The sequence below is a fragment of the Psychroflexus salis genome (genome assembly GCF_014640175.1).
Classification (GTDB): Bacteria; Bacteroidota; Bacteroidia; order Flavobacteriales; family Flavobacteriaceae; genus Psychroflexus; species Psychroflexus salis.
The window spans coordinates 25876-40743 of record NZ_BMGL01000006.1 but is presented as its reverse complement, the minus strand read 5'-3'; the positions used below and the strand labels follow the sequence as shown (position 1 = coordinate 40743).

At 32.2% G+C, this 14868-nt stretch carries 13 protein-coding genes; 8 read left to right on the top strand and 5 right to left on the bottom strand.

Annotation, left to right across the window (positions count from 1 at the left end):
* Nucleotides 1-3 precede the first annotated feature (3 nt).
* From tamL to IEV63_RS05820, 6 genes are all read left to right on the top strand, one after another.
* The gene (tamL, locus tag IEV63_RS05845) at nucleotides 4-2265 is read left to right on the top strand and encodes a translocation and assembly module lipoprotein TamL (RefSeq protein WP_188405857.1); all 2262 of its coding nucleotides are present in this window, start codon (nucleotides 4-6) and stop codon (nucleotides 2263-2265) included.
* Nucleotides 2266-2275: 10 nt separating this feature from the next.
* Nucleotides 2276-2707, top strand: coding sequence for a DUF2721 domain-containing protein (locus tag IEV63_RS05840; RefSeq protein WP_188405856.1), 432 nt, complete (start codon nucleotides 2276-2278; stop codon nucleotides 2705-2707).
* A gap of 25 nt (nucleotides 2708-2732) precedes the next feature.
* Nucleotides 2733-4334, top strand: coding sequence for an apolipoprotein N-acyltransferase (lnt, locus tag IEV63_RS05835; protein WP_229737192.1), 1602 nt, complete (start codon nucleotides 2733-2735; stop codon nucleotides 4332-4334).
* A gap of 69 nt (nucleotides 4335-4403) precedes the next feature.
* The gene (locus tag IEV63_RS05830) at nucleotides 4404-6911 is read left to right on the top strand and encodes a phosphoenolpyruvate carboxylase (protein ID WP_188405855.1); all 2508 of its coding nucleotides are present in this window, start codon (nucleotides 4404-4406) and stop codon (nucleotides 6909-6911) included.
* Between the two features lie 170 nt (nucleotides 6912-7081).
* The gene (locus IEV63_RS05825; protein WP_188405854.1) at nucleotides 7082-8032 is read left to right on the top strand and encodes an aldo/keto reductase; all 951 of its coding nucleotides are present in this window, start codon (nucleotides 7082-7084) and stop codon (nucleotides 8030-8032) included.
* Between the two features lie 125 nt (nucleotides 8033-8157).
* A complete protein-coding gene (locus IEV63_RS05820) occupies nucleotides 8158-9267 on the top strand; it encodes a DUF3667 domain-containing protein (RefSeq protein ID WP_188405853.1) in 1110 nt (369 codons plus the stop codon).
* Nucleotides 9268-9352: 85 nt separating this feature from the next.
* Here the strand turns inward: IEV63_RS05820 and IEV63_RS05815 are convergent, their stop codons facing one another.
* From IEV63_RS05815 to IEV63_RS05800, 4 genes are all read right to left on the bottom strand, one after another.
* The gene (locus tag IEV63_RS05815; protein WP_188405852.1) at nucleotides 9353-10813 is read right to left on the bottom strand and encodes an aminoacyl-histidine dipeptidase; all 1461 of its coding nucleotides are present in this window, start codon (nucleotides 10811-10813) and stop codon (nucleotides 9353-9355) included.
* Between the two features lie 145 nt (nucleotides 10814-10958).
* Nucleotides 10959-11372, bottom strand: coding sequence for a DUF2752 domain-containing protein (locus tag IEV63_RS05810; protein ID WP_188405851.1), 414 nt, complete (start codon nucleotides 11370-11372; stop codon nucleotides 10959-10961).
* A gap of 1 nt (nucleotide 11373) precedes the next feature.
* Nucleotides 11374-11649: a CD225/dispanin family protein gene (locus tag IEV63_RS05805; protein ID WP_188405850.1), complete on the bottom strand. Its 276-nt coding sequence runs from the start codon at nucleotides 11647-11649 to the stop codon at nucleotides 11374-11376.
* A 2-nt stretch (nucleotides 11650-11651) separates the two neighbouring features.
* Nucleotides 11652-11981 (bottom strand): CD225/dispanin family protein, encoded by a 330-nt coding sequence (locus tag IEV63_RS05800; protein WP_188405849.1) that lies wholly within the window; start codon nucleotides 11979-11981, stop codon nucleotides 11652-11654.
* A 131-nt stretch (nucleotides 11982-12112) separates the two neighbouring features.
* Between IEV63_RS05800 and IEV63_RS05795 the strand changes: the two genes are divergently transcribed.
* Nucleotides 12113-12382, top strand: a complete 270-nt coding sequence (locus IEV63_RS05795; protein ID WP_188405848.1) for a hypothetical protein — start codon at nucleotides 12113-12115, stop codon at nucleotides 12380-12382.
* Complete coding sequence (locus IEV63_RS05790; RefSeq protein ID WP_188405847.1) at nucleotides 12375-12929, top strand: Smr/MutS family protein; 555 nt, start codon at nucleotides 12375-12377, stop codon at nucleotides 12927-12929. The genes IEV63_RS05795 and IEV63_RS05790 overlap by 8 nt, the downstream gene beginning before the upstream one ends.
* Nucleotides 12930-13026: 97 nt before the next feature.
* On the opposite strand, the gene rho is transcribed toward IEV63_RS05790, so the two are convergent.
* Nucleotides 13027-14838, bottom strand: coding sequence for a transcription termination factor Rho (gene rho, locus IEV63_RS05785; protein WP_188405846.1), 1812 nt, complete (start codon nucleotides 14836-14838; stop codon nucleotides 13027-13029).
* Nucleotides 14839-14868 lie beyond the last annotated feature (30 nt).

Sequence of the window (14868 nt, the reverse complement as noted above, 5' to 3'; positions counted from 1 at the left end):
AAAATGAATAAAGTTAAACTACTTTTTATTGTAGCCATACTAAGTTTACTTAATGCCTGTGCTGTAAAAAAGTACATGCCAGAAAATGCTTATTTGTACACCAAAGGAACAATTGATTTACAGACTGAAGCAGATTTAACAAACCAAAAGTATTTGCAGCAACAAGTAAATGAAGTTTTGTTTCCAAAACCCAATTCTACTTCTTTATGGATGCGACCTGGATTGCATTTTTATTATAAAATGCAAGAAGAAAAACCAGGTTTTTTAAGTAAATTCTTCTACAAACAAGTAGGAGAAGATCCTGTATATTTTAGTGATGTAGATATAGAAAACACAAAAAAAATAATTCGAAATAGACTTGAAAATTTAGGTCATTTTTCTAGTGAAATTTCGCATAAAATTAAAATCGATTCTAGTAAACGCCATAAATCGATAAGCTATCAAATTCAATTAAAAAAAGCATATACCTTAAACTCATTTCAACTTGATTCAGCACAGGCCGACAGTTTGGCTATTTTTAAAGATATTCAACTAGCAATTACCAATAGCTTAATTACCAAATCTTCTAAATTCGATTTAAGTAAAATGAAGGCAGAGCGAGAGCGTATTCATTCTTTTTTAAAAGAAAAAGGATATTACAACTTCAGTTCAAATTTTATTTTATTTGAAGCCGATACCAATCAATACAAAAATCATAAATACGATTTGTATTTACGGCTAAAAAATGAAGTGCCAGCAGAAGCTTTAATTCCATATACAATTCATCAAGTAGATGTGTACCCAAATGTAAGTTTAAATACAGAAACTAAAAATTTAAAGTCGACAAGGCTTGAAGGCATAAATTTTTACCAAGATAGTTTATATTTTAAGCCCAAACGTTTGCGTCCATTCATTTTAATTGAAGAAGGAAATGTATATCAGCCAAGCCTTTCGAAAAATACAAGCCGTAGATTAGGAAATTTAAACACCTATAAATTTGTAAATATTGAATATGAAGAAGTAGATAGTTTAGCACAGCAAAACAATCGATTTCTCAATGCTAAAATTTATCTCTCACCATTAAATAAACGTTCTCTTCGTTTCGAAATTCAGGCGGTAACCAAATCGAATAATTTTGCAGGTCCTAGTTTGGGCTTGACATATATTAATAGAAATCTTTTTAAATCTGGCGAAGAGTTAAGACTTAATGCAAGTGTAGGTTACGAACGTCAGTTTTTAGGAGGCAACCAAGATGATTTAAGTAGTCTTCAGTTAGGCTTGCGAGGTAATTTAAGTTTACCAAGATTGTTATTTCCTATCGATGTAAGCTCAAGGTTTAAATATGCAGTTCCTAAAACAAATATAGGTTTAGGTTTAGATGTATTAGATCGAACTAATCTTTATACTTTAAGTTCAGTTAATACTTCTTTTGGCTATTCATGGGAAGGGAATACGTATGTAAACCATAGCATTACACCCATTAATTTAGAATATTTAAGTTTACAAAATACCAGTAATGCTTTTGAAGAAATTTTAGAAAACAATCCGTTTTTAAGAAGAAGTTTTGAACAGCAATTTATTGCAGGTCTAACCTATTCTTTTACCTACAACGCTATACCCGACCAATTAAAAAGCGATGGAGTTTATTTTAATTTTAATTTTGAAACAGCAGGAAACAGTATTGATTTTATTACAGGTTCAGGCGAAAGACCACAAACTTTCTTAAACTTAGAGTATGCCCAATTTGTAAAAGCAGATTTCGATTTTAGACAACATTTTGCCTTTAACAAACATGGGAATAAATTAGTTACTCGCTTGTTTGCAGGTGTAGGTTTACCTTATGGAAACTCTACTTCTTTGCCATTTGTAAAGCAGTATTTTTCGGGTGGTCCATACAGTGTTCGAGGTTTTGGTATACGTTCTTTAGGACCAGGAGTTTATGAGCCAGAAGAAGGTATAACTTCCTTTTTCGATCAAGCAGGAGATATTCGCTTAGAAGCGAATATAGAATATCGTTTTCCTATTTTTGAATACATTTATGGAGCTGTATTTACCGATGCAGGTAATGTGTGGCTTATGAATGAAAACCCTGCTTTACCCGGTGGAAAATTTACTTCATCTTTTGCAGAAGAATTTGGCTTTTCATCTGGTCTTGGATTACGTGTAGATATTACGGGTTTTGTTATTCGGTTCGATTTAGCAGCACCTTTAAAAAATCCTGCTCAAAATTGGAATTTTGAATACGACCAACCTGTGCTTAACTTCGCAATTGGATATCCTTTTTAAATTTAATATTATGGAAATTTCTTTAACAACCCCAGCTTTACTTTTCCCTGCAATATCTCTACTTTTATTAGCTTATACCAATCGCTTTTTAACCATTGCTGGACTTATTCGGAATTTATATAAACAATATAAAGCAGCACCAAACCAAAATATTAAAGCGCAGATTACTAATTTAAAGAAGCGCGTAAGCTTAATAAAAAATATGCAGCTTTTTGGTATTGTTTCACTTTTACTCTGTGTAGTAAGTATGTTTGCTTTATACGAATCTTGGATTGATATTGGAAGTGTTATTTTTGGAATTTCCTTAGTTTTATTAATGATTTCTTTAGTCTTATCCATTATTGAAATACAAATTAGTGTAAAAGCCTTAAATATTCAAATTAGTGATATGGAAAGCGGTCATCGTGCTGCAGAAGATACCAAAAACCAATTCGTAAATTAATAAACACTACTTTAAAATTAAATTAATGGATATCTCTAAAATATTATTAGCACTAACTTCTGGAGTTTTATTAGCCGTAGCTTGGCCTACTTATGGATTTGTCTTTTGTTTGTTTTTTGCTTTCGTTCCTTTGTTTGTAGCTGAATTTAAACTCCGTCAAAAAAGTACATCAAAAACCAAATTAAAACTGTTTAGCTATGCATATGTAGCTTTTCTAATCTGGAACTTAATTACTACATCTTGGTTGTATTACTCCGATGCATTCGGAATGTTCTTTGCAGTTTTGGTAAATTCATTGTTAATGAGTTTGGTGTTTTTGCTTTACCATATAGTGGCGAAACGCGTAAATTTTACGGCTGCTTCTTCTTTTTTTGTAGCTATTTGGATTTGTTTTGAATACCTTCACTTACATTGGGAATTTTCTTGGCCTTGGCTAAATCTAGGCAATGCTTTTTCAGAAAATACAGCTTTAATTCAATGGTACGAATACACAGGAACTTTTGGTGGTACACTTTGGGTTTTGCTAAGCAACGTGTTAATTTTTAAAACTGTTTTGTTATTTCAACAACATAAAGAAAAATCAATTTTAGTTCGTAATGCTTTTAAATTATTCTTATTAATCGGTTTGCCAATATTAGCTTCGTTTGTTATTCGAGCAAATTTAGCAGAAGCTGAAGATTATATTGAAGTGGTTGCCTTACAACCCAATATCGATCCGTATAGTGAGAAATACCACACGGATGATGAAGCTATGAAAACAAAGTTATTAGAATTAGCATCCATTAAAATAAAGGCATCAACCGACTTAGTTTTATTGCCCGAAACAGTCTTTGCTCAGGGAACTCGATTAGGTAAATACCAGTTAAGTGAAGCGCATTCATTTTCGCAATCACTTATTTCTAATTATCCAAATGTATCGGTTTTGGGTGGTATTTCTGCTTACGATATTTTAGCAAATGAAACACAAAAATCGCATCAGTCCAATTGGCATCAGCGTGGTTTTTGGTATAACGATTACAACGCAGCCTTTTTTGAACAAGCTAATAAGCAACCTGAATTTTATTACAAATCTAAATTAGTCGTTGGGGTAGAAAATTTTCCATATCAGTCAGTTTTGCGTCCTATTTTAGGTGATGTAATGTTAGATTTAGGCGGAACAGTTGCTATGAAAACTACACAATCCGATCGTTCAGCTTTTGCGTTAAGTAATGATGTAAAAGTAGCTCCAATCATTTGTTACGAATCGGTTTATGGCGAATTTGTAACCGGTTATGTTAAAAATGGAGCACAAATATTAGGCATCATGACTAATGATGCGTGGTGGGGCGAAACACAAGGACATCAACAACATTGGAGCTATGCAAAATTACGTGCTTTAGAAACACGAAAAGCAGTAGTACGATCGGCTAATACTGGTTTTTCTGGTTTTATAGATGCTGATGGTACCGTGTTTAAAAAAACTGCATATAACCAAAAAACAGTAATAAGCACTAAAGTTCCTGTATATAATAAAACAACGTTTTATGTACAAACTGGCGACTATTTGGCTCGAATAGCTCAATTTTTAGCCTTATTTATTTTTTTATTTGCTGTGGTTAAGTTTAAGCGTAGTGGAGTTAAGCGATAAGCTTTATTTTTAGTAAATTTGGGGGAATTGAATTTCAATTCCTTTTTTTCAACCTATAATACGCACATTATGCAAAACCTAGAACGTTTAGAGAAATTTAGACAATTGGTAAAAAATAAGTACTTAATTTACAATAGTTTATTTTTAAATTTGCCTAACGAAAATACTTCGCATACAGGAATTTTTATCCCACTTTTACATAAATTAAGTAAAGAAGGCTACGCGAAAGATGTAGAACCCAAAAAAATTATTGAACAATTTTTTCAGAATCATACCGACCACCTTACTAAACAGGAACAATTCGATTTATTGTTTAGAATGATACAGTATATTGAACGCCAGGTTGTTTTGTTTGATAGTGTTGAAGATGCTGCTTTTAAGAGTTTGAAAAAGCAAAAATTAGAAGAAGTGCTCCAACCCAGAAATAATTCTTTTGAAGATTTAGTCGAACATTTTAAAAATTTTTCAGCAAGGGTAGTTTTTACAGCTCATCCAACCCAATTTTATTCTAACAATGTACAAGGAATTATGCACGAACTGCGTTTGGGAATCAAAGCCGATAGCATAACCAAAATCGATAGCACCTTGCAACAATTGGCATTTACTCCATTTATAAATCGAAAAAAACCTACTCCCTTCGATGAAGCCCAAAGTATTATTTTCTACTTGCGGTATGTGTATTACGATACCTTAGGTGGCATTTATCATAATGTAACAAAACGGGCTAATTTAAAACCCGATTTCAATCCAAATTTATTAGAATTAGGTTTTTGGCCTGGTGGCGATCGAGATGGAAATCCTTTCGTAACTGCAGAAACTACCATGGAAGTAGCATCTCAGTTACGTGTAACTATTATGAAGTGTTACTACAATCACCTAAAAGTGCTAATGCGTAAATTAACTTTTAGTAAGGTTGAAGAACCACTTCAAAAATTAAAAAAGAAACTCTACAAGCAAATTTTTAAGAAAAAAAACAGTCTGAATTCTGATGAAATTTTAAAAATAATGTACAAGGTTCGAAAACTTGTAGTAAGCGATTATAATTCCTTAAATGTTGATTTAATAGACGATTATATCGGTCGTGTACATCTTTTTGGAAATCATTTTGCTACCTTAGATATTCGCCAAGATAGCAGTGTGCATTTAGAAATTATGCAAAGCATTTTCAAAAAAGAATTCAATGTAAATTATGATGATTTAAGCAATGAAGATAAACTGTATTATTTAACCGAAAAATCGCTTCAAATAAACCCAGAAAACTATTCAGACGATTTAGTAGTAGATACCATTAAAAATGTATACCAGATTAAAGAAATTCAAAAATTAAATGGAAAACGCGGTCTACACCGTTACATTATATCGAATTCTGAAAGTATTTTTGATGTGTTACATGTATATGCTTTGTTTAAATATTGTGGTTATGCACCCAAAGATATTCACATAGACATTGTACCGCTTTTTGAAACTATGGATGGAATGGATAATTCTGAAGAAGTAATGAATTCCCTTTACGAAAACTTGATTTATAAAGCTCATTTACAAGGTCGTAAAAAAGAACAACACATTATGTTAGGCTTTTCGGACGGAACCAAAGACGGTGGCTATTTAAAGGCAAATTGGGAAATTTACAGAACTAAAGAACGCTTAACAGCTCTTTCTAGAAACAAAGGTTATCAAGTTGTATTTTTCGATGGTAGAGGAGGACCGCCAGCACGTGGAGGAGGTAAAACGCATCAATTTTATGCAGCGCAAGGCAATGATATTGCTAAAGAAAAAATTCAATTAACTATTCAAGGTCAAACTATAACTAGTGTTTACGGTACGCAAGAGCAAGCTACTTATAATTTTGAACAATTGTTACTAGCAGGAGTTAAAGCCAAGGGAAGAAAAGCTTGGAACCCTAAGCATAAAAGTTTAATGAATAAATTAGCTGATTTAAGTTATCAAAAATATATAGAGCTAAAAAGTCATGATTTGTTTATTCCTTATCTAGAAGACATGACCACTCTAAAATATTATGGAGCAACGAATATTGGAAGTAGACCAACAAAGCGCAATAAAGATGCTAAGTTAACTTTAAAAGATTTGCGTGCTATTCCATTTGTTGGCTCGTGGAGTTTAATTCGCCAAAATGTACCAGGTTATTACGGTCTAGGAACGGCTTTAGATCAATACAGAGATGATTTTTCTAAAATAGAAGAACTATATCATGAATCTACTTTTTTTAGAAGTTTAATTTTAAATAGCATTATGTCTATGAAAAAGTCCTATTTTCCGTTAACATCATACATGAAAAATGATCCAGTTTATGGTAAATTTTGGAAAGAACTCCGTAGAGAATATCTATTAACTAAGGAATTGGTTTTGAAGTTAACAGGACAAGAAAAGTTGATGGATAATGAAGAATTAGCAAAACGTTCTATTAGTATGCGCGAACAAATAATACTTCCTTTACTTACTATACAGCAATTTGCGCTCCAAAAAATTCAGGATAACGATGAAGATAAAGTAACCTACGAAAAAATGGTAGTTCGCACTTTATTTGGGAATATTAATGCCAGTAGAAATTCAGCTTAAAGTGTTTTTCTTTTCTAAAAATCTCTTTTTTATCTTTTTGTAAATCAGAGATTTTTTAATAAATAATTGTGCAGATTGCATCTTTTAGAGCATGTTAAACTTAGATTAAAGCAAGCCGAATAGTGAACCCCTAATCTTAAATCTTGTATTTTTAAGAAAATTGAATTTATATGAAAAAAATAAAATTAAGAACAGGAGCCGAGGTGCCAGCCATAGGTTTAGGAACATGGAAATCTGCCCCAGGAAAAGTAAGTCAGGCCGTTAAAACAGCTTTAAAAGCAGGCTATAAACACATTGACTGTGCAGCGGTTTATCAAAATGAAAAAGAAGTGGGTCAAGCTTTTGCAGAAAGTTTTACAAGTGAAAATATCAATCGAGAAGATGTTTGGGTAACTTCTAAATTATGGAATACAGCACATATGAAAGAAGATGTTATACCTGCATTAAAACAAACTTTATCAGACTTACAATTAGATTATTTAGACTTGTATTTAATGCATTGGCCTGTTGCTTTTAAACCCGATTTAAAAGGTTTTCCAGAAAGTGATGATGATTTTTTATCGCTAGAAGAAGTGCCAATTATTGAAACTTGGGAAGCTATGTTAGAAGCCAAAAAACAAGGTTTAGTAAAACATGTAGGAGTTTCTAATTTTAGTGTTGCAAAATTGAAAGACTTAATAAGTAAAACAGAAGATGCACCCGAGATGAATCAAGTAGAATTGCATCCGTATTTACATCAAGACGAATTGGTTAAATTTTGCAAAGAAAACCAAATAGCTTTAACGGCTTATTCACCTTTAGGTAGCAGCGATAGAACACCGCAAATGAAAGCAGAAAACGAACCTTCGCTATTAGACAACGAAATGGTTAAAAAAATTGCAGAAAAACGTGATGCAAGCGTAGCGCAATTTTTAATTAAATGGTCAGTAGACCGTGGAACAGCTGTTATTCCAAAATCGACTAATGAAGGTAGAATAAAAGAAAATTTAGCCAGTGAAAATCTAGCTTTAATGCAAGAAGATCATGAAGCACTCAAAACACTTGATAAACATTTTCGGTATGTAAATGGAAAGTTTTTTGAAACCAGCGACGGTAAGTATTCAAATATTTATGATGAATAATTTAAGTTTTTTATACTATTGATAAGGTGAGTTTTACAGACTCACCTTTTTTTGTCACTAATTTTCAAATAAATAATCAGTTAAAGATTTCATTTTTTTCTTTAGTTTAGTATAATATTTTACTAATGAAATTTTTACCTAGCTTAAGACCAAAACGCTTTTCACTGAAATATAGAGGAGAACAATGCCTAAATTGTAATCATGCATTAGATAAGAGTGATGCTTACTGCGCAAATTGTGGCCAAAGAAATACTACCAAAAAATTAAGCTTAAAAGATTTAATAGAAGAATTGTTTAGCTCTTTGATTTCTTATGACTCTAAACTCTGGCAAAGCATAAAATATATGTTTTTAAAGCCAGGTGAACTCGCCTTAGCATATACTAACGGAAAACGTAAGCATTTCACAAATCCCTTTCGCTTTTTTTTGAGTATTGCTATTATTTTTTTCCTCGTAGTTAGTCAATATGTAGATTACGAAAAGATGGATAAAATTAATTTTTTAGACAGTGTTAAAGAAGCAAACAGTGGAACAGCTGATTCGATTACATTAATCAATTTAAAAAAGGATTTACAAAAATTAGATGAATCGGAAGGTCGAGAAAAAATTAAAAAACAAATTGCCGAACTGGAAGATATTATTGAAAAGGAAAAAGCTGCTTTAGATCAACCTAGCATCATTTTGCTTGGTCATGCTCAGGATAATGATAAAACTTCTTTAGAAAAAGCTTTGCTAGAAAATAAATACTTAAAATACGAAGAAGCTATTCACCAAGAACTTGTAGATGATTCTTTTTTAGGATGGCTAAAGTTTCGATTTTTGAGAGGCTTAGCTAAATCAGAACAAAACTTCTCTAGTTTTGTAAGTTTTTTGCTACCAAAAATACCTTTTTATATGTTCTTTTTTATTCCTTTTTTTAGTCTTGGTTATTTACTTTTATTTTTTGGAAGACAAAAAACATTTGCTGAGCATATTATTTTTAATTTTAGTTTAAGTAGTTTTTTATTAGTGATTTATGCAATGTACTTTTTTATAAGTTTATACATAGAAACAGTCTGGTTTAAAGCTATTGTAAATCTTGGCGTCTTTTATTACACCTATAAGTCAGTTAGGAATTTTTATAGCCATTCTAAATTGGCTAGTTTTATAAAAACAATTGTAATTGCTATTAGTTATCCCTTAGCACTGATTCTTTTTCTATTAGGACTTACAGCTATTAGTTTTACTTTTTATTAATTTATTGTAAAGCTTTAATACAAAAAAAGACCTGTTATGTTTACAAACAGGTCTTTTAGAATAATATCTTTTGTTCAAATATATTTTATTTAGTTGGAATTTGTTTAAGAACTTCCTTGGTTAGTTCCCAAAACTTTTGAGTAGACGAAATGCTTGCTCTTTCGTCTGGTGAATGCGCTCCACGAATGGTTGGACCAAATGAAACCATATCCATATTTGGGTAATGGCTTCCTAAAATACCGCATTCTAAGCCAGCATGGCAAGCTGCAATATTTGCTTTTTCGTTGTTTTGTTCTTGGTAAATACGATCTAAAACTTGTAAAATTTCAGAATTTGGATTGGGTTCCCATCCAGGATAATCACCCGATAATTCTACCGAAAAGTCTGCTAATTCAAATACCGAAGTTAAAGATTGTGCTAAACTTACTTTAGTAGACTCAACCGAAGAACGGGTTAAGCACAAAATTTCAATCTCTCCATTTTCAACATTGATTTTTGCAATATTGTTCGAAGTTTCTACTAAACCATCTACACTTGGACTCATGCGATAAACTCCATTATGAGCAGCTTCAATGGCTTTTAAAAAAGTTTCTTGCACGTTTAAATTCATAAGCATCTCAGGAAGTTTAGTTGCTTCAAAAGAAAATTTCAAATTTGGCTCTAAACTTTTATATTCTTGTTGAATGGTTTCGGCTAATTCATTTGCTGCTTTTATAAAAGCATTTTCATTAACATGGTCAATTACAACTACCGATTTACTTTCTCTAGGTATCGCATTGCGAAGTCCACCACCATGTATGGAGTGGATACGCATACCAAATTGCGAATGTCCTAAAAATAAAATGCGATTCATTATTTTGTTAGCATTACCAAGTCCTTTAATAATATCCATGCCCGAATGACCACCGTTTAAGCCATTAACGGTTATTTGATAAGCAATTGATTTACTTGGTGTTTCTTCTTGGGTATATTTTTTTGAAGCTGTTAAATCTACACCACCAGCGCAACCTATTCCTATTTCATCATCTTCTTCCGTATCAAGATTCAATAGAATTTCACCTTCTAAAATTGCATTGTCTAGGTATTTCGCACCAGTCATCCCCGTTTCTTCATCAATAGTAAATAATGCTTCAATGGCAGGATGCTCAATATCTTTTGCTTCTAAAATAGCCATGATGGTAGCTACACCTAAACCATTATCTGCACCAAGTGTAGTTCCCTTTGCTCTAACCCAATCACCATCTACATGCATTTCAATTCCTTGAGTATCAAAATTAAATACAGTATCATTATTTTTTTGATGCACCATATCTAAATGCGACTGAAGCACCACGGTTTTTCGATTTTCGAAGCCCTTGGTTGCTGGTTTTTTGATAATTACATTTCCAGTTTGATCGGTTAAGGTTTCTAAATTTAATTTTTTACCAAAATCTTGCATGAATTTAATTACACGTTCTTCTTTTTTTGAAGGTCTTGGTACTGCATTTAACTTAGCAAAATTGTTCCAAATTGCTTTTGGCTCAAGCATTTTTATAGCTTCATTCATAGTTTAAATTTTGAGAGTACAAAGCTACAATTTCATAATTAGTTACGAATTTTTTATTCTGAAAGTATAGCTAAAATTACTACTTAAAGCGATTCAAAAATAACTAGTACTTTATAGTGTAAGTTATGTGCTTTAGACTATAAATTTAAGGCGCTAGGTAAGTAAAAGGTTTGATAGGTATATTTCTTAAAATCCAAAACCCGATAATTAAGGCAAAAATAACCCATGGAGTTGCGGTTGCATATAAAATGTTCTTACGTTGTTTTTGGTCTTTTTTCCGATAAGGAAATAACCACAAGAAAAGTTTATAACTTAAAACTAAAAAAGCAAGTAATATAAGAAAATTGTATTGTAGAGCAGTCCAAATTTCACCATGTAATATGGCATGAATTGCACGTTGAGAACCGCATCCAGGACAGTGTAAACCAGTTAAGCTATGAAATGGACATTTCGGAAAAAAGCTTACATTTTCTGGACTGAAGAAAAAATACAAGCTTAACAAAAGCATTCCTACTAATGTTAAGCTTGTATATAAAGTTATTTTTAAAGTTTTAGACATTTTAAAAACTTCCGCTAGCCATTCCAAATAAGGCCAAACCATATACTAAAAAAGCACCTACGTAAATAATAAGGCCTAATACAAGACCAATAATCCACCATGTTTTAGCATTTTCAGAAGCGCGTTGAGCTCCTTCGTAATCGCCCATTGCATACTTAGAATTAACTTGTGTTGCATATACCACACTAACAATGCCTGTAATTTGGCAGCATAAAACCAAGGTAATAATTGCCATGGCTAAATGATTGGGTGGATGTGGAGGCTTTTGAATTTCCATGTTTATTGATTTTGCAGCGATTGTTGACGTTCAATTTCTTTTTGGAATTCTTCCATTATTTCTGGGTTTTCTCCAATTATAATAAAAACAACAACAAAGTAACCAACTATTATAATTAAGGCAGTTATAATTGAAACAATCCACCAAGTTTTTGCATTCTTTGATGATCGTAACGCACCTTCGTAATCACCTGCGTTGTATTTAGAATTTACTTGAGTAGCATATACAATACTAACAATACCAGCTGGCAAGCAACATAATATGGTTGTAATAATTGCTAATGCAAGATGGTTATTTGGCTTAGGTTGAATTTGTGGGTTGTTGGGTTCCATGTTTTAGAGTTTGAGTTTTGTTAGTTTGCCAAATTAGCTTATTTCTTAATAAAATCAAAAAAATAGTCAATCATTATTTGTAAGTCTGGAATTCAACAGATAAATACTACTTTTGAAAAAAAAATATTTTCATGATCAATACAAAAAAACAAATGGTTTATACGGCCTTTATTATTATTGGTGCTGCTTTATTAATTTACGATTTGGCTGTTGAAACCGATGAGGTTTACTTAAAGGTGATTGGTTTGGTTGTTTTAATGTTTGGTTTATATTCATCTACACGACAATGGGCAAGTGATAATGACAAAAATAGAATTGAAAATGAAAATGATACATCTTCAAATGAAGCAAAATTTGATGAAGTAGAAGCTTCATCTCCTAAAAAAGATATGCATGACTAATAAAAAATTTGCAGTTGGCGATCTTGTAGCTTGGATAGATGAAGATTTAAAAGGTAAAGTTCTAGCTTCAAAAAATGATGGATTTGTTGTTGAAACGAACGAAGGTTTCGAGATGCATGCCAATGCAAATGAATTGGTTTTACTTCCTGCTCAAATTAACTTTGAGATTGATAATAAGGCTTTACAGGATGTAAAAAAAAGTGAACTTCAACAGAAAAAAACACTTCATACGATTGTTAAACACAAAAAAAGTAAACAAGAAGCTTTAGAAGTAGATTTGCATATTCACGAATTGATAGACAACACAAAAAACATGTCGAATTTTGATATGCTCAACATTCAGCTCGATACAGCTAAACGCCAAATTCAATTTGCTAAACAAAAGCGCATTAAACGTGTAATTTTAATTCATGGAGTAGGGCAGGGTGTTTTAAAAGCTGAATTAGAAAGCCTTTTGCGAAGAGATGAAGAAGTTAATTTTTACGATGCAGACTATAAAACTTACGGTTTAGGAGCAACCGAAGTTTATATTTATGAAAATGTATAAAACCTTCTGCTAGTTGATAATTTTTCAAAAAAATACCGACTCAAATTTGAGTCGGTATTTTTGTTTGTATCGGGTTGTATTTTCAAAAAAAACTTTATTAACCACCATTATTCATAGAAAATAGGAATTCTACGTTGTTTTTAGATTGTTTAATACGTTCTTGAATAAATTCCATTGCTTCAATAGGATTCATGTCTGCTAAATATTTACGTAGCACCCACATTTTCTGAATGGTGTTATCATCCAATAATAAATCATCTCTTCGTGTACTAGAAAGATTTAAATCTATTGCTGGGAAGATTCTACGGTTTGCAATTTTTCTATCGAGTTGCAACTCCATGTTTCCAGTTCCTTTAAACTCTTCAAAAATTACTTCATCCATTTTAGAACCTGTATCGGTTAAAGCAGTAGCAATAATAGATAAAGAACCACCATTTTCAATATTTCTGGCGGCACCGAAAAATCGTTTTGGTTTATGCAGTGCGTTGGCATCTACACCACCGCTTAATACTTTTCCGCTAGAAGGTTGTACCGTGTTGTAAGCTCTTGCTAAACGCGTAATCGAATCGAGTAAAATCACTACATCATGTCCAGATTCAACTAATCGTTTTGCTTTTTCAATTACAATATTAGCAACTCTAACATGCTCGTGCGCTTCTTTATCGAAGGTTGAAGCAATTACTTCTCCACGAACATTACGTTGCATATCGGTAACTTCTTCAGGCCTTTCATCAATTAACAAAACAATCTGGTAAACTTCAGGATGGTTAGATGCTATGGCATTGGCAATATCCTTTAAAAGCATGGTTTTACCCGTTTTAGGTTGAGAAACAATCATGCCACGCTGGCCTTTACCAATTGGAGCAAATAAATCCATTACACGAGTTGATATACTCGCACGTTTACCATCTAAGTTAAGTTTTTCGTCTGGAAATAAAGGTGTAAGATGCTCAAACGATACACGATCGCGAACTACTTTCGGGTCAAGCCCATTTATTTTTACAATTCGAATTAACGGAAAATATTTTTCGCCTTCTTTTGGTGGTCGCACCTGACCTAATACTGTATCACCTGTTTTTAAACCAAATAATCGAATTTGCGATTGCGATAAATAAATATCGTCTGGAGATGATAAGTAATTATAATCTGAAGAGCGTAAAAAACCATATCCATCTGGCATTAACTCTAGCACACCTTCACTTTCTATAATAGCATCAAACTCGTATTCAGGTTGTTTATACTTGTTTTTTTGTTGATGATTGTTCTGTGAATGGTTTTGATTCGACTTTTGGTTGGTGTTTTTATTTTGTTCTTTGTGCTGTGGTTTTGGCTGCTGTTCGTTGCTAGATTTGTGTGCTTGCCTTTTATCTTTTGGGTTGTGTTTTGAAGCAGTAGCTTGATTTTGTTTTTCAGAAGTTGGCTTATTATTATTATTACTATGTGGTGTTTTGCCTTGTCCAGTTCTGTTGCTTTGGTTTTGATGTTCCGCTTTGTTAGAAGAAACCGATTTTTGTGGGCTAGGCTTAGTCTTGTTAGGATTGCCTTTATTAGTATCAGTTCCTGTTGTTCCTTCTGTATTTTCTTTAGATTTTCTTGGTCTTTTTGAAGGATTCTGCCTGTTACTTTTAGCTTGTTTGTTATCGGCTGATTCTGTTTTTTTAGAATGTTCAGGCTTTTGTTCAATCTTAGTTTTCTCAGCTGGTTTCGAAGGTTTCTGCTTGTTGGCTGGCTTTTCTTCAGAGTTACTTACTGCTTCTTTTACCACTTCAGGATTTGCTGCTTGATAATCTAAAATTTGATAAACTAAATCTAGCTTTTTTAAATAACGGTATTTTGGGATTTCAAGTTTTTGTGCAATAGCTTGAAGCTCTGGAAGCTTTTTAGACTTTAATTCTGATATTTCTAACATGTATGAAAATGAATAGTATTAAACTTTAAT